Origin of the sequence: Bradyrhizobium oligotrophicum S58, assembly GCF_000344805.1 — a bacterium.
Taxonomy (GTDB): domain Bacteria; phylum Pseudomonadota; class Alphaproteobacteria; order Rhizobiales; family Xanthobacteraceae; genus Bradyrhizobium; species Bradyrhizobium oligotrophicum.
This window is the reverse complement of record NC_020453.1, coordinates 3441777-3456622: the sequence shown is the minus strand read 5'-3', so window position 1 is coordinate 3456622 and position 14846 is coordinate 3441777. Positions and strand designations below refer to the sequence as shown.

Below are 14846 nucleotides of genomic sequence, written 5' to 3'. Positions count from 1 at the left end.
ACTAGCAGAAATCAACGAGGCCCGGAGTGCCTAGGAGTCCGGGCCTCGTCACCTCGCGACCTCGCGCGAGCGAAGCCGGTCGGTATTCCTGAACGACTAGCGCCTGATCACAGGCCTCGCATTGAGCTGGCTCAACACGTCAGTAGCAGCGCGTGATCGTGACGGTGTGATCGCCGCCACGGCGTCCCGGCACCGTCACGGTCTGCATCGGGCAGCTCGACACATACGGCCGATCCGACGGCACGACGTTGGGCGGAAAGCGGTGCGCCCAGTCCCACGGAACGTCATAGGTATAGGTGTAACGCACATCGGCCGAGGTCCGCTCCGGGACCTGCTGCGGCGCGGGCTCGTCATAACCGCCATAGGCGAACGCGCCGGCGGCCGGCAGATAGGCGCGGGCGCCGCGATGATGGTGATGACGCATGCCGGGCCCGATCCCAGGTGCCGGCCGGGCGACTTGGCTCGATCCAACAGGACCGGCAGCGACGGGCGCAGCCACGGCGGCGCCAGACCGGGCCGATGCAGCCTCGGTCGAGAAGATCAACGCAGCGGCCGCCGCGCAGACGACGAAAACGCCTGAATTCCGAAATGCCGATGTTCTGTCAGCCATGATACGCGACCCTACTCACTTGCCTGCTGACCATCGAAGCTAGGCCAGAGGCCCAGTTCCCGCAAACCCATCGTTAAAGGTTAGTTAAGACATAGGCTTAACGCCAGGGCCGGAGACGGCGCAGATTGCCGCATTTTCTGTGATGCGAGCGCAGCAATGCAGGCCCGCAGCCGAGGCCCCCGGATTGCTTCGTCGCTGCGCTCCTCGCAATGACGACGGGTGTGGCGCGCTTTCATCCCAAGCGGACGCAGGGTACGGCAATGGCGCCCTGCGCACGCGCCGCATTCTCCGTCATTGCGAGCGCAGCGGCGCAGCGAAGCAATCCAGCGCCGCACCCACGGCTCCGGAATGACTTTGTCGCCGCTCCCCGCAATGACGATGGGCTGTGTGGATGTCTACAATGGCAGATTGTCGTGCTTCTTCGCCGGCATCTCCATCTTCTTGTCCCTGAGCATCGCCAGCGCACGGGCGATGCGGCGGCGGGTGGAGTGCGGCATGATGACGTCGTCGATATAGCCGCGCTCGGCGGCGATGAACGGCGACAGGAAGCGGTCCTCGTATTCCTTCGTGCGCGCGGCGATCTTGTCGGGGTCCGCCAGGTCGGCGCGGAAGATGATCTCGACCGCGCCCTTGGCGCCCATGACCGCGATTTGCGCCGTCGGCCAGGCGTAGTTCATGTCGGCGCCGATCTCCTTGGAGGCCATGACGTCGAAGGCGCCGCCATAGGCCTTGCGCGTGATCACCGTCACCAGCGGCACGGTGCATTGCGAGTACGCGAACAGCAGCTTCGCGCCGTGCTTGATCAGGCCGCCATATTCCTGCGCGGTGCCCGGCAGGAAGCCCGGCACGTCGACAAAGGTGACGATCGGGATGTTGAAGGCGTCGCAGAAGCGGACGAAACGCGCCGCCTTGCGCGAGGCGTCGCTGTCGAGCACGCCGGCCAGTACCATCGGCTGGTTGGCGACGAAGCCGACGGTGCGCCCCGCAATGCGGCCGAAGCCGGTGACGATGTTCTTGGCAAACAGGTCCGCGATCTCGAAGAAGTCGCCCTCGTCGACGACCTTCAGGATCAGCTCCTTCATGTCGTAGGGCTTGTTCGGATTGTCGGGGATGAGCGTGTCCAAGGACATGTCGACGCGCTCGATGTCGTCGAAGCTCGGCCATTCCGGCACGCCATCGGAATTGTTCGCCGGCAGGAAGTCGATCAGACGGCGCATCTGCAGCAAGGTCTCGACGTCGTTGTCGAAGGCGCCGTCGGCGATCGAGGAGCGCGTCGCATGCACCGAGGCGCCGCCGAGCTCCTCGGCGGTGACGACCTCGTTGGTGACGGTCTTCACCACGTCGGGACCGGTCACGAACATGTAGCTGGTGTTCTTCACCATGAAGATGAAGTCGGTCATGGCCGGCGAATAGACGTCGCCGCCGGCGCAGGGGCCCATGATAACGGAGATCTGCGGGATCACGCCGGACGCCAGCACGTTGCGGCGGAAGACGTAGGAATAGCCGGCGAGCGCCGCGACGCCCTCCTGGATGCGGGCGCCGCCGGCATCATAGAGGCCGATGATCGGCGCGCGCGCCTTCATCGCCATGTCCTGCAGCTTGGTGATCTTCAGCGCGTGCGTCTCCGACAGCGAGCCGCCGAACACCGTAAAATCCTTGGCGAACACAAAAGTCTTGCGGCCGTTGACGGTACCCCAGCCGGTGACGACGCCGTCGCCGGGGACCTTGGTCTTCTCCATCCCGAACTCGGTGGAGCGGTGCTCGACGAACATGTCGAACTCCTCGAAAGAGCCCTTGTCGAGCAGCAGCTCGATGCGCTCGCGGGCGGTCAGCTTGCCGCGGGCGTGCTGCGCCTCGATGCGCTTCTCGCCGCCGCCGAGCTTGGCGCCCGCGCGCCGCTCTTCGAGGGTGTCCAGGATGTCCTTCATGCGCTTCCCGCCCGTTCCCGATGTCGTGAGTGTTGGCGGCCTTCTATCACGGCTATTTCGGAGCCGGAAAGACGCTTTCGGCAATGACAAGGCGTCCTCCCACAGTTCGGAATTGGAAGCAGAATCATGGATATGGCCGCTCAACCGGATCTGGTCACTGAGCCCTTGGGCGCATCCCGAGGCGCCGTCATGGGTGGCGTGCGCCTGCTGTTGCGGCTCGAAGGGCTGGTTCTGGCGGCCGCAGCCGTCGCCTTCTACGCCCACCAGGGCGGCTCGTGGTGGCTGTTCGCGGCGCTGTTCCTGGCCCCGGACGTCAGCTTCGCCGCCTATCTCGCCGGACCGCGCCTCGGCGCCGTGGTCTACAACGCCGTCCACAGCACGCTCGCGCCCGCCGCCCTACTGGCGATCGGGCTTGCGGCCGGACAGCCGCTCGTCGTCGAGATCGCCACGATCTGGCTCGCCCACATCGGCGTCGACCGGCTGGCCGGCTACGGCCTGAAATACGTCGACGGCTTCGGCTTCACCCATCTCGGCCGGATCGGGCGCGACGCGGCGCGGTGATCGGCCGCGCTCGCTGTTCGATGCCGGTGCCGCCGTGATCGAACGGCGCGCGATGGGGCGGCCGCTCCGTGGCCCATCAGTCAGGCTCGCTGATGCGGCGCTTGCAAACAGGGCCTCACGGTCCCTGCATTTTGTCGGATTCCCCACACCACCTTTTCTTGACCCTCGCGCGGCGCGCTCCTAGTTTCCCTGCCGCTTGAAGCAACAATCAACAAACTCATCATGGGCGGACGCGATGGTTCGAGAATTCGAGTACAAGGGGGAAGTGTTTCGGGTGACGGCGCACGGCATCCACGGCCATGAAGAGATCTTCATCACTCACATCGAGGACGGTGTCGAAGGCGGCGAGATCTCGATCGACCGGATGACGGAAGACAACGACACCAGCGCCCCGCTGGAAGACATCATCGTCATGCTGTGCGACAAACTGATTCCCGAATCCGGCATTGCCTGCCGCAACCCGAACGGCCCGTTCGCCTGGCGCCAGGGCAACATCGTCTATAACGTTCACGACGGCGTTCAGGAACACGATCGCGGCTGACCGGTGCCCCCGAGTTTGGGTACCTCCCTCAGAGCGCCTTCGGCCCACGCCTTCAAACGGGCCTTCGGCTGCTCGCTGAAGCAGAGCACAGCTGAGCGGGACCGCGACCACCTCGGGCCTAAAATCAGGCTGACCGCAGGACCCTCGTGAAGGTGGCGCGATCGGTGTGCAGGTTCTCGACGAGGTGGCGCGCCCTTCACTTCTGCGGCGCACCATGCTCCACCTTGTCCACCGCTGTTCGCCAGCGTCGCTCCCGAGCCCGTTTGACAGCGTCGTCGTCGCTCGTTCTACTCGGCCGCAACGCCGCGCCACAAGCGGCGAGCCAGGAGGACGGTCATGGAGCGACGCGTTGTTGCCGCGCCGATGGCGTTTGCCGCGTGCGCCAGTTCTCGCCACGACGATCAAGCGTTGGCCGTCGGCCGGACGCGACGCCGCGTGATTGCAGCGCTGGCGATGCTTGCTGCATTCGGCGCCGGCCTCGGCAGCACCGCCCAAGCGCAGGGCATCCCGAAGGACGTGCCGGCCCGGGTCGAGATGTATCCGATCCCCTCGCTCACTTTGTCCGATCGGCAATTCCTGTCAGGTGACGACAATGGCAAGCCGGTCACAGTCGCCGGCGAGCTGCGCGTCGCACAGGGCAGCGGCAGGCTGCCGGTGGTGGTGCTGATGCACGGCTCGGGCGGCGTCGGCGCCAACATCGCGGCGTGGACGCGGACGTTCAACGCGATGGGCATCTCGACCTTCGTGATCGACGGCTTCACCGGGCGCGGCATCACCGCGACCAGCACCAACCAGGCGCAGCTCGGCCGGCTCAATCTGATCCTGGACATCTACCATTCGCTCGACGTGCTGGCGAAGCACCCGCGGGTCGACCCCGACCGCATCGTGCTGATGGGGTTTTCGCGCGGCGGACAGGCGGCGCTGTATGCGAGCCTCGAGCGCTTCCACAAGCGCTGGAATCATTCCGGGTTGCAGTTCGCCGCCTACATCCCGTTCTATCCGGACTGCGCCACGACCTATGTCGGCGACACCGATGTCGTCGCGCGTCCGATCCGGATCTTCCACGGCGGTCCGGACGACTACAATCCGGTGCGGACCTGCAAGGGCTTCGTCGAGCGGCTGAAGGCTGTGGGACGCGATGTCGAGCTGACCGAATATCCGGACTCGCCGCACGGCTTCGATCTCGGCCTGCTGGGCGCCAACATGGTTGCGGTGGCGACCAAGGCGCAGACCGTGCGCAACTGCCGCATCAAGGAAGCTGACGGCGGTGTGCTGGTGAATGCCGATACGCAGCAGCCCTTCACCTATCAGGATGCGTGCGTCGAGCTCGACCCGCATGTCGGCGGCAATCCGGCGACGGCCGAAGCTGCGCGCCAGGCTGTAACGGATTTCCTGCGCACGCTGCTCAAGTTGTCGTGAGCAGAAACAGAACGCTTTGGATCAATTTTTGAGGTGACAGATCGAACGCATCGGGTGTTCCTGCGTTGTCGCACGAATTTCGACGATGAAATGGAGCCCGATGATGCGCGCCTCTCGCCTTGCGATCCCGACTTTGCTGACCGCCCTCGCTCTGGCCGGCGCCGCCCATGCCGCGCCGGCCTCGCCGTTCCGGGGGCTGGAGGGCTCCTGGACCGGTGGCGGCGTGCTGAGCACCTCCGACGGCAACCAGGAGCGGCTGCGCTGCCGCGCGGCTTACGACGTCGGCGGCGCCGGCGAGCAGCTGCGGCTCAACATCCGTTGCGCCAGCGACAGCTACAACATCGATCTGTCCAGCGACGTCGCCTATCGCGGCGGCGAGATTTCCGGGCAATGGAGCGAGGCCAGCCACAACGCGTCCGGCACCATCGAAGGCCGCGCCGTCGGCAACCGCATCGAGGCGCAGGCGCGCGGCCAGACGTTCTCGGCCGGGCTGTCGCTGACCACGCAGGGACGCCGCCAGACGGTGTCGATCCGCCCCGCGGGCACCGAGATCACGGGGGTGAATCTGGAGCTGTCGCGAAGGTAAGTCAGCAAGGTTTTTCTGCGTCATTGCGAGCAAAGCGAAGCAATCCAGGACCAGATCGGGACTCTGGATTGCTTCGTCGCTTCGCTCCTCGCAATGCCGATAGAGTGTTGGTGTTTGCGGAAGTCTAGGAGCTCACGTCCACCGATGTTGGCGTGATCATGTGGGCCGAGCCGGCCCGGCGTGCCGCGCCATCGTAGCCCGGATGAGCGAAGCGACATCCGGGGCCTCATGCACAGGGTGCGCGAACCCGGATATCGCTCCGCTCATCCGGGCAACGACACAACCGCAGCTCGATTTATAACGCGCCGATGTCTTTCAAGCACGCTTGTGTCAGCGTCATGCGGTCCTCCACGTGACGCGGCTCCGGGCAATCCATGTTGAGCGCGAACACGGTCGGCTGATCTGCTTTGTCGACCCAGCCGACCATCCAGCCGAGCGAGCCCTGCTCCTTGCCGAGCAATCCCGATTTCGCATGAATGACGGCGTCGCCGACCTTGGTCACCGGAATGATGTCGCGCGTCAGATCCTGGCTGCGCTTCGACACCGGCAGCGCGCCGCGCCTGAGACGGTCGATGAAATCGACCTGCTCCACCGGATCGATGCGAAGCGCGCCGGTGAGCCAGAACTGGTCGATGCCGCCGCCGATGTCGTGATTGCCGTAATCGAGCTCCTCGAGATATCTCTGCATGCGCTCAGGCCCGATGCGGCGCGCGATCTCCTGATAGACCGGCACGGCCGACACTGCGATCGCACTGCGCAAGGTGTGATCCTTGTTCCAGGCCTCGATCGACCTCGTGACGCCGTCCCACTTGAAGACGTCCTTGTCGGGATCCTGGACGACGCCGGTCTCCAGCGCGATCAGCGAGTTCGCGATCTTGAAGGTCGAGGCCGGCAGCCGGCCCTCGCCGGAGCGCTCGGTGTCGCTCGCGATGATCAGATACTCCTCGACCTTGTAGGCGAGGAACGTGCCGTTGGTGCCCTCGTCGGTGAAGCGCTTGACGAGATCGCCACGGACCTCGTTGCGTGGCGGGGCGACATGCGCTGCTACGCGTGCGGGCACCAGGCTGGCGCCGGCCATCAGGGCAAGCGCATGGCGGCGGCTGATCGGGGGCATCGCAGGTCTCTCCGTCGAAAATCCGCCCCTCCCTATCACAGGGCGACCGCGATCGAAGCGGGACGGAGATCACAAAGGCTGCGCGCTACCGCGCCGGCCGCGACAGATTGAGCACGAACACCAGGACCTCGGCGACCGCCTTGTAAAGCTCCTCCGGGATCTCGTCGCCGATCTCGACATTGGAGAGCGCGCCGGCCAGCACCTCGTTCTCCTCGATCGGGATGTCGTGCGCCTTCGCCACCTCGATGATCTTGGCGCCGATCGTGCCCTTGCCCTTGGCGACGACGCGCGGCGCGCCCTGGCCCTTGTCGTAATGCAGCGCGACGGCGAGCTGCGTCTTGGGCTGGACCTTGGCCTGAGGCTTCGCGGTGGCCTTCACGTCGATGCTCATAGCGCGCGATCCAGGAAATGGCCGGCCTTGGGCGGCATCACCGCGGGCGGTGCGCCGTCCTGGACCACGAGATCGCCCGGCGACAGCTCGGCGCGGCTGAGCGCCTGGCTCAGCTCGGAGAGCCCGGCGCGCAGCCGAGCTGCGGTGACCGGACGCTCGGCCCACATCCGCACCGAGGTGCGCTCGGCGCTGAAAGAGATCATCGCATGCACGGGACCGGCCGGCTCGACGTCGAGCGAAAAGCGCGCCCGCCAGATCCGCTTGGCGGCGTCCGGCGACTGCGTGCCGCCATCGCGCGAGATCTCGAACTGCGCCATCGCGGTGCCCTGCGGGGTGGCGAAGGGAATCTCGAAGTTCCAGCGCGGCAGCGCCGGATCGGTCCGCGCGGTCGAGGCATCCGGGCGATCCGGCAGCGAAGCGACCTGCAGCAAGGTCTGGCGCGACAGCGCCTGGTCGGTCTCATCCAGCAGCCGGTGAGCGATCGCCGGCAACGGCGTATCCGGACCGAGCGTCGGCGTCGCCACCGATTGCGGCATCGGCGCAGCCCCGCGGAATGGTGGCGGCGGCGTGTTGGTGCGGACGACCGCGTCGCCGCGGCCATTGGCGTTGCGTCCGGGAACGAGCCCGGCGGCGCGAGGAATCTGCTGCTGGGCTTCCTGCAGCACGGCCAGCACCGTGCCGGGGGTCAAAGACTGCGCCTTTGCTCCGGCCAGTGTCTCCATCAGGACCGAGCCGGTCACACCGCTCGATGCGAGGTCGGGCCGCCCCATCCCGGTCGCCCAGGGCTGTGGCGGCAGCTCGATCTCGATGTCCGGCACCAGCGAGGGCGCGGCGTTCTGTTGCGCGGCGACAGCGCGGCCCGCCTCGGACAGCACGGTGGCGTAGGAGGTGCCGGCGGCGGGCACGGTCGATGCCGTCATGCCGGGATCGACGCTCTGCAGCACCGCGGTCAACGTCTGGCGCAGCACGATCAACGCCGCCTTCAGGTCCGGCACACCGGCGCCGGCACTGCCATTTGCGAGCGACGACTCCAGGAACAGGCCGGAGTTCTGCACTGCGCTCTGAACATCCTCGGCGGTCAACGTCGGCGACAGCTGGGTCTGCTGCGCCAGCACCTGGGCCACGGCCGCGCGCAACGCGGGCGGCAGATTCGGGGAGTCGGCGACGGCCTGGAGATCGGCGAACAATTGGCCCTGGCTGCCCTGGCGGGTCGCGGCCTCCTCGCTGGCGATCGACAGCGCGAGGCGCTCCAGCCCGGTCAGGGGATCAGGCGGCGGGGCCAAGGTCGGTGCCAGCCGGCCGGTGACGTCGACGACGGTGGCGGCAGGCGTCGGGGTGCCACTGGTGCCAGCCGCAGCGCCGCCACCCTGGCCGACGATGGCGAGCTGCAGCCCCTGCGGGGTCTGCGACACCGCGACCTGCACGGTCTGGCCCGCCTGCAGCGGCAGCTCGCTGGCGAGCTCCATCGACAGGTTTCCGATCGCGACCTGGACCAGATTCTCGGCGAGCACCTGCTGCACCCTGGCGCTGACCAGCGCACCGACCTGCAGCGTGGTCGCAGCCTGCGTCGTGGGTCCGGCCGACGAGCCGCCGACGGCGCGGGGAGCGCTCACGGAAGGCGACGGGGTGACACTCTGGACCATGCGCGTACTCGGGTTACGCGCAGAGCCTAGCGGGTGGCCCTAAACCCGGCGTTAACCGGCCTCAGCTGGCGGCGTCGACCGCCCGGAGGATGCGGACGGCGGCCTGGTAGTCGATCTGCTTGGCGGCGCGCCGGCTCATCGCCTCCTCGTCGGCCCCCCATTGCGCGGCGTTCCAGTCCTCATCGACATGGGCGGCCGCCCAGACCCGGTCGGCGTCGCGCACCCCATGCAGCAGCGCCAGCGCCAGCAGCGCCGAGCCGGTCAAGGTGGTGACGACATGCGCCGCCGCCACCGTCCACGGGCCGGTCGGCAGCGCGCTGCGCGCCGCCTGCACCGCGGCTTCCGGCTGGGTCACATGCAGGATGCCCTCGGACAGGATGAAATGCGCGCCGAGAGCGTCGCGCGCCCAGTCCAGCACCGGGTCCCAATGCTCGGCTTCACGCGAGACCAGACCCTCGGGATGGCCGGCGCGGTAGAACAGCAGGTCCGATTGCAGGTATTTGGCGATGTCCTCGCGGACGTCGTCGGTGCGATCGACCACCGACTGCACGACGCTGTTGGCGAACCGCGTCAGCGGCATCGTGGCGGGATCGATGCTGTCGCCCTGGGCCTGCCACTCGGCGGCGGCCGCCTCGGCGAGCTCCCTGGCGGGAATGACCACAACGCGCCCCGACGGGGTGCGGATCGGGCGGCCGTCGAGGGTCACGTTGAAGCCGCCCTCGGCGGCGGCGATGCCTGCGTCCTTGTAGAAGCGCTTGCGCAGCGGCTTCCGCATCGCCTGGCGCGCCGATTCCTGCGGATCGAGCGGCGACCGGCCGGCCACTTCGTCAAAGAGTTCGCGCATCGGAATTCCAGCCCTCTCGCGGGATGATCACACGGGATCCGTTGTTTTCGCGGTAGATAGACCCTGTCCGCCCGAAATGCGAGCTGCCGATGCGTCCCCTGCTTTCCGTCCTCGTCCTGCTCGGCAGCGTCTCGGGCGCCCTGGCCGGCTTCGGCACGCCGGAATCGCTGGTCCGCAACGTCTATGCGCATTACGGCCGGGGCGCGCCGGAACTCTCCGCCGGGCTGCCGCGGACGCCGGAGATCGCGCGACAGTTCTTCGATCCGAGCCTCGCGCGAGCCTGGAGCGCACCGCGGCGCGAACCCTACGACTTCCTGGTGCAGAGCCCGCGCTGGAAGCTCGGCCCGGTCGCGATCTCGATTCTGCGCAGGCAGTTCGACAAGACCTATGTCGCCGCCGCCTTCGACAATCAGGGCCGTCGCGTCACCATGAACTTCATCGTCGTGAAGGGGCCCGACGGCTGGGTCATCCTCGACGTCGAGACCCCGCACGATTCGCTGCGGCAGTTTTTGGAGCAGTTCCGGAATTGAGCCGCTGCGTAGCCCGGATGAGCGAAGCGACATCCGGGTTCTCACGTGCTGCTCAAATGAAGTCCGACACTTCCTGCCGTCATTGCGAGCGCAGCGAAGCAATCCAGGGCAGCGCGAGGACTCTGGATTGCTTCACTGCGCTCGCAATGACGCGGTGAAAGCGTCGGCCATCAGTAGCAACGCGAGCGGGAGGCAGGCCGGCTCACTCCTCCGGCGCGTTCTCGATCGGGTCGAAGCGGTCGTGCTCGAGGCCGAGCAGGTTCCACGACTGCAGCATGTGCGGCGGCAGCGGCGCGGTGGCATCGATGAAGCCGCCGCGCGGATGCGGGATGACGATGCGGCGGGCCAGCAGATGCAGCCGGTTCTGCAGGCCGCCCGGCAGCGCCCAGTTCTCGATGTTGAAATATTTGGGATCGCCGACGATGGGATGGCCGATATGGGCCATGTGGGCGCGGAGCTGATGAGTACGGCCGGTCACCGGCTTCAGCGACACCCAGGCTAGCTTGCTGGCGGAGGCCTCGACCACGGCATAGTAGGTCACGGCGTGGCTGGCGCCCTCGTCGCCATGCGCGGCGACGCGCATGATGGTGTCGTCCTCGCTCTCCTCCTTGGCGAGATAGGTCGAGATCCGGCCCTGCTTCGGCTTCGGCACGCCGGCCACCAGCGCCCAGTAGATCTTGCGCGCCGAGCGGCTGCGGAACGCGCCGGTCAGATGCGTCGCCGCGAAGCGGGTCTTGGCGATCAACAAACAGCCCGAGGTCTCGCGATCGATACGGTGCACGAGCCGCGGCTTCTGTCCCTTGGCGTCGCGCATCACCTCCAGCATCTGGTCGATGTGGCGCGTCATGCCAGAGCCGCCCTGCACTGCGAGTCCGACCGGCTTGTTAAGAACGAGCACGTCGTCGTCCTCGTACAGCGTCATCGCCTTCAGGCTGTCGAGGGTCTTCTGCTCGGCCTCCGACAGCACGCCCGAGACCTTCGGGGCGTCGAGCTTGAGCGGCGGAATACGGACGGTCTGGCCTTCTTCCAGGCGGTCCTTGGAGTCGGCGCGCTTGCCGTTGACCCGCAGCTCGCCTTTGCGGACGATGCGCTGGATGTGGGAGAACGACAGGCCGGGAAAGCGCGCCTCGAGGAAGCGGTCGACGCGCATGTTGTTCTCGTCCGCGCTGACGACGACGGTCTGCACCTTGGTCGGCAGCAGCGGCGTTTCCGGCTCCGGCTTCTTCGGCGGCGGCGCGGCAACCGGCGGCTTGCGCTCGGCACGCTCCGAGCCAAAACGCGCGGGCTTGCCGGCAGCAGCGCGCTTGGCCGGCGGCCGCTCGCGCGGCTCGAAGCTGTCGCGGCGATCGTCGCGCTCGGGCCGAGAGCTGCGGCTGCGCTCGGCTTTGCCCCGCCCGAACTCGCCGCGCGGGGCCGCCTCGCGCTCCCCAGCAAAGCGGTCGCGCCGCGGACGATCGCCATCAGGGCGCGTCGCTGGATCACGCTTCGCAGTCTCACGCTTGGCCGGCGCGCCTGTGCTGCGGACAGCCTCGGCTTTCGGCCGATCGCCCTTGCGGCGTTCGGTCGGGCGGTCGGATCTGGTCTGGGTTCGCTTGATGCGGCGGCTCATGCGTGCTGCGTATCCCAAAAGCCACTGCCAGTCACGGCGAATTCGCGATAAAGGCGGCCGGCGAGTGTTGTGCAGAATCGGTACTGATCGGAGCTCAATCCAATGGCGCTGACACGACTGGCCCTGGCGATCGTGGCAACCACGCTGGCGGCGACCGCCGCGCAGGCTCAGCAGAGCCCAATGCCCGACGACATCGCCTGGAAACTGATCGAGATCGGCCGGACGATCGACCCGCCCAAGACCGCCGCGATCTACGCGCCGCTGCAGGCCAAGGAACCCTACGCAGGCGTCACGATCCAGCGCGATGTCAGGTACGGCACGGCCGAACGCAATCTGCTCGATGTCTTCACGCCCGAGGCAGCCGCCGCGCCGCGCCCCGTGCTGATCTTCGTGCATGGCGGCGCCTTCATCGGCGGCAACAAGCGCACCACGCCCGACAGCCCGTTCTACGACAACGTCATGCTATGGGCGGTGAAAAGCGGCTTCGTCGGCGTCAACATCACCTACCGCCTGGCGCCGAAATTCCCCTGGCCCGCCGGCGTCGAGGACGTCGCCAGCGCCGTGCAATGGGTGGCCGCTCACGCCGCCGAGAACGGCGGCGATCCCGCCCGCATCTATCTGATGGGCCATTCGGCCGGCGCCGTGCACGTCGCGACTTACGTCGCCCATCCCGAATTCCACAAGGTCGGCGGCGGCGGGCTGGCGGGTGCGATCATGGCCTCAGGGGTCTACGACCTCACGGCGACGCCGCTCGGCGATCAGGAGATGGCCTATTTCGGCACCGATCCCTCGCGCTTCAAGGAGCGCTCGTCGCTGTCGGGCCTGCAGGCCTCGACCCTGCCGCTGATGATCGCCTCCGCCGAACTCGACCCGCCGCGCTTCGTCGAGCAGTTCGATCTGCTGAAGCAGGCCGCCTGCAAGCGTCCTGCGGGCTGCGCCCGCGCGGTGATGCTGCCGCAGCACAGTCACATGTCGGAGGCGTATTCGATCAACACCGACGACGACCGGCTGACGCGGGAGATTCTCGAATTTGTGGTCAGCCGCAAATAGCCATATCCGCCCAGACGCGGAGGATGCGCAGCGCTTTGCTGCCGTCGGGGCGATGGCCTGAACACGCCGATGCAGCCGGTCGTGATCTGCGCCTCGTCCGCCAGTCGCTCGGCGGCGAAAATCCAGCGCATCACGAACTGCGGCTGCAGCATCACTGCCGTTCACCGTCCACGGGCCTCGACCCCTGACGACCAGCAGGCGGGATCGAAGGTCCGATCAACTCCATTTGAGCGCGAATCAGGAGGAAAAAATTCGACACGCTCTGCGTGATATCATATGATCTCATCAACCAGTGGTATTATCGCCTCTGGTTTCTTGAAGCGTCGCATTTGAAGTAGTTGGCTCGAGGCATTTCGCCCGAGGCATTTCGAGGCAGGAAGTCATTTCGATCCCTAGCCGTTAGCTGCAGTACGCCCGCATTCCTGGATGTCGTCCGCCGCTGGCCATCGCTTGCCGGCGATGAATGCCTCATGCGCAACGTTCTGCCGCAAGCGATTTTTCAACCACCAGCATTGATAGGCACTCCCATGATTAGAAACGGCAAAGATATTCCCAACGGAAGCGTCGTCTCCACCGAGGTTTGCATTATCGGATCCGGCCCCGCGGGCATCACCGCGGCCTATTGCCTGCAAAAGGCGGGGAGGAAAGTCACGTTGATCGAGGGCAGCCGCGACTACAACAACAATCGAGACGCCAGCTGGCCGGACAAGGTTCTGCTCTACAACGGCCTGGCCGACGGCCTGTTCGCGACCAACGAACCGGATTTTCTGATTCTGCCCTATGTCAACCACACCAGCCCCGCCTGGGAACGCGAGCGGATCTTCGGCGGCACCTCAACCCATTGGGGCGGCCAGTCCCGGCCGCTCGACCCGATCACCTTCGAGAAGCGGCCGGGCTTTCCGGGCTGGCCGATCAAGCGGGCCGACCTCGATCCCTATTATGCCCAGGCGGCAGCGCTGTGCAAACTCCATGGCGATGATTTCAGCGCCGACTCCTGGGCCGCGACATTGCGGGCTGAAGCCCCGCATCTCGCCGGCTTCGATACCGAGATGTATCAGTTCATCGGCGGCAACTATCTGAATTTTGCCACCCGGACGTTTGATGGGCAGACCATCGGCCAGAGTCCGGTCGACGTGATCCTGAACGCCAGCCTGCTCGACATCGATCACGGCAATGGCGTGGTATCCGGGCTGCGGGTGGCCAGCATGGACGATGCAACGCCGCCGCAGAAGGCCACGGAGTTCACCGTCAAGGCCGACGTCTACGTGCTCGCCTGCGGCGCGGTGGCCAACGCCCGCCAGCTGCTGCTCTCGAATGCCGGCAACGAGCACGATCAGGTCGGCCGCTACTTCATGTGTCACCCGCTCGCGACCGGCCAGGTCGTCACCATCACCAAACCCTATCTCACCAACGCGGAATCGCGGCTGATGGGCGGCCAGATGGCGAACGGCAGGCCGTGGACGGATTCCAACGGCGTCAAGGTCACCGGCAGATTTTCTCCCAGCGCCGAACAGCAGCGCAATCACGCCATCGGCAGCTGCTGGTTCTGGTCTGGTGGCGGCGGCTATTATTTCGAGATGGCGCCCAATCCAGATAGCCGGGTGCGCCTCGCCGACACGCTCGACCCGGTGTTCGGCCAGCGCCAGACCCACATCACATGGGAGCTCAGCCCCCGCGACGAGGCGACCTACAACCAGTCGACGCAGCTGTTCAAGACCGCCGTCAACCAGCGCAAGGGCGATGTTGCCTTCGCGTCATGGCAATCGGTCAAAAGCCAATTGGTCGACAATGGGCATCACATCGGGACCACGCGGATGTCGGCCGACCCGACCCAAGGGGTGGTCGATGCAAATCTCAAGGTTCATTCGCTCGACAATCTCTATATCGCGGGATCCTCGGTGTTCGCGGCGGCCGGGATTTCCAATCCGACCTTCACCATCATCACGCTCTCGATCCGCTTGGCCGAGCACTTGAACCACGCCTTGGGTAGCTAGCCTCTGCCATCTTCCAGAGGCTTCCG

14 protein-coding genes are annotated in these 14846 nt (G+C 66.5%); 7 read left to right on the top strand and 7 right to left on the bottom strand.

Annotation, left to right across the window (positions count from 1 at the left end; translation table 11 throughout):
- Positions 1 to 139 precede the first annotated feature (139 nt).
- Positions 140 to 610, bottom strand: coding sequence for a hypothetical protein (locus tag S58_RS14940; RefSeq protein ID WP_042339510.1), 471 nt, complete (start codon positions 608 to 610; stop codon positions 140 to 142).
- A 395-nt stretch (positions 611 to 1005) separates the two neighbouring features.
- Positions 1006 to 2538, bottom strand: a complete 1533-nt coding sequence (locus tag S58_RS14935) for an acyl-CoA carboxylase subunit beta (RefSeq protein ID WP_015666168.1) — start codon at positions 2536 to 2538, stop codon at positions 1006 to 1008.
- Positions 2539 to 2664: 126 nt separating this feature from the next.
- Between S58_RS14935 and S58_RS14930 the strand changes: the two genes are divergently transcribed.
- From S58_RS14930 to S58_RS14915, 4 genes are all read left to right on the top strand, one after another.
- Positions 2665 to 3099, top strand: coding sequence for a DUF4260 domain-containing protein (locus S58_RS14930; RefSeq protein ID WP_015666167.1), 435 nt, complete (start codon positions 2665 to 2667; stop codon positions 3097 to 3099).
- Between the two features lie 235 nt (positions 3100 to 3334).
- On the top strand, positions 3335 to 3640 hold the full coding sequence (locus S58_RS14925) for a hypothetical protein (RefSeq protein ID WP_015666166.1): 306 nt from the start codon (positions 3335 to 3337) through the stop codon (positions 3638 to 3640).
- Positions 3641 to 4093: 453 nt separating this feature from the next.
- On the top strand, positions 4094 to 5059 hold the full coding sequence (locus S58_RS14920) for a dienelactone hydrolase family protein (RefSeq protein ID WP_042340759.1): 966 nt from the start codon (positions 4094 to 4096) through the stop codon (positions 5057 to 5059).
- 100 nt (positions 5060 to 5159) lie between these two features.
- A complete protein-coding gene (locus tag S58_RS14915; protein WP_042340758.1) occupies positions 5160 to 5645 on the top strand; it encodes a hypothetical protein in 486 nt (161 codons plus the stop codon).
- Between the two features lie 295 nt (positions 5646 to 5940).
- Here the strand turns inward: S58_RS14915 and blaOXA are convergent, their stop codons facing one another.
- The 4 genes from blaOXA to S58_RS14895 form a co-directional block, all read right to left on the bottom strand.
- A complete protein-coding gene (gene blaOXA / locus S58_RS14910) occupies positions 5941 to 6759 on the bottom strand; it encodes an OXA-1091 family oxacillin-hydrolyzing class D beta-lactamase (RefSeq protein ID WP_015666163.1) in 819 nt (272 codons plus the stop codon).
- 85 nt (positions 6760 to 6844) lie between these two features.
- Positions 6845 to 7150 (bottom strand): EscU/YscU/HrcU family type III secretion system export apparatus switch protein, encoded by a 306-nt coding sequence (locus S58_RS14905; protein WP_015666162.1) that lies wholly within the window; start codon positions 7148 to 7150, stop codon positions 6845 to 6847.
- Positions 7147 to 8793: a flagellar hook-length control protein FliK gene (locus tag S58_RS14900; RefSeq protein WP_015666161.1), complete on the bottom strand. Its 1647-nt coding sequence runs from the start codon at positions 8791 to 8793 to the stop codon at positions 7147 to 7149. The genes S58_RS14905 and S58_RS14900 overlap by 4 nt, the downstream gene beginning before the upstream one ends.
- A gap of 61 nt (positions 8794 to 8854) precedes the next feature.
- Positions 8855 to 9637: an ATP12 family chaperone protein gene (locus S58_RS14895; RefSeq protein ID WP_015666160.1), complete on the bottom strand. Its 783-nt coding sequence runs from the start codon at positions 9635 to 9637 to the stop codon at positions 8855 to 8857.
- Positions 9638 to 9726: 89 nt separating this feature from the next.
- Here S58_RS14895 and S58_RS14890 point away from each other — a divergent pair, with 89 nt between their 5' ends.
- Positions 9727 to 10167, top strand: coding sequence for a hypothetical protein (locus tag S58_RS14890; protein WP_015666159.1), 441 nt, complete (start codon positions 9727 to 9729; stop codon positions 10165 to 10167).
- A 202-nt stretch (positions 10168 to 10369) separates the two neighbouring features.
- On the opposite strand, the gene S58_RS14885 is transcribed toward S58_RS14890, so the two are convergent.
- Positions 10370 to 11776, bottom strand: coding sequence for an RluA family pseudouridine synthase (locus S58_RS14885; protein ID WP_015666158.1), 1407 nt, complete (start codon positions 11774 to 11776; stop codon positions 10370 to 10372).
- Between the two features lie 102 nt (positions 11777 to 11878).
- Here S58_RS14885 and S58_RS14880 point away from each other — a divergent pair, with 102 nt between their 5' ends.
- A complete protein-coding gene (locus tag S58_RS14880) occupies positions 11879 to 12826 on the top strand; it encodes an alpha/beta hydrolase (protein ID WP_015666157.1) in 948 nt (315 codons plus the stop codon).
- A gap of 470 nt (positions 12827 to 13296) precedes the next feature.
- Entirely contained in the window at positions 13297 to 14820 is a 1524-nt protein-coding gene (locus S58_RS14875) for a GMC oxidoreductase (RefSeq protein ID WP_083938592.1), read from the top strand.
- Positions 14821 to 14846: the final 26 nt, after the last annotated feature.

Bases quoted from the DNA above. Each gene is read 5' to 3' on its own strand.
- S58_RS14940 (WP_042339510.1), bottom strand. From the start codon at position 610: ATGGCTGACAGAACATCGGCATTTCGGAATTCAGGCGTTTTCGTCGTC.
- S58_RS14935 (WP_015666168.1), bottom strand. From the start codon at position 2,538: ATGAAGGACATCCTGGACACCCTCGAAGAGCGGCGCGCGGGCGCCAAG.
- S58_RS14930 (WP_015666167.1), top strand. From the start codon at position 2,665: ATGGATATGGCCGCTCAACCGGATCTGGTCACTGAGCCCTTGGGCGCA.
- S58_RS14925 (WP_015666166.1), top strand. From the start codon at position 3,335: ATGGTTCGAGAATTCGAGTACAAGGGGGAAGTGTTTCGGGTGACGGCG.
- S58_RS14920 (WP_042340759.1), top strand. From the start codon at position 4,094: ATGCTTGCTGCATTCGGCGCCGGCCTCGGCAGCACCGCCCAAGCGCAG.
- S58_RS14915 (WP_042340758.1), top strand. From the start codon at position 5,160: ATGATGCGCGCCTCTCGCCTTGCGATCCCGACTTTGCTGACCGCCCTC.
- blaOXA (WP_015666163.1), bottom strand. From the start codon at position 6,759: ATGCCCCCGATCAGCCGCCGCCATGCGCTTGCCCTGATGGCCGGCGCC.
- S58_RS14905 (WP_015666162.1), bottom strand. From the start codon at position 7,150: ATGAGCATCGACGTGAAGGCCACCGCGAAGCCTCAGGCCAAGGTCCAG.
- S58_RS14900 (WP_015666161.1), bottom strand. From the start codon at position 8,793: ATGGTCCAGAGTGTCACCCCGTCGCCTTCCGTGAGCGCTCCCCGCGCC.
- S58_RS14895 (WP_015666160.1), bottom strand. From the start codon at position 9,637: ATGCGCGAACTCTTTGACGAAGTGGCCGGCCGGTCGCCGCTCGATCCG.
- S58_RS14890 (WP_015666159.1), top strand. From the start codon at position 9,727: ATGCGTCCCCTGCTTTCCGTCCTCGTCCTGCTCGGCAGCGTCTCGGGC.
- S58_RS14885 (WP_015666158.1), bottom strand. From the start codon at position 11,776: ATGAGCCGCCGCATCAAGCGAACCCAGACCAGATCCGACCGCCCGACC.
- S58_RS14880 (WP_015666157.1), top strand. From the start codon at position 11,879: ATGGCGCTGACACGACTGGCCCTGGCGATCGTGGCAACCACGCTGGCG.
- S58_RS14875 (WP_083938592.1), top strand. From the start codon at position 13,297: ATGCGCAACGTTCTGCCGCAAGCGATTTTTCAACCACCAGCATTGATA.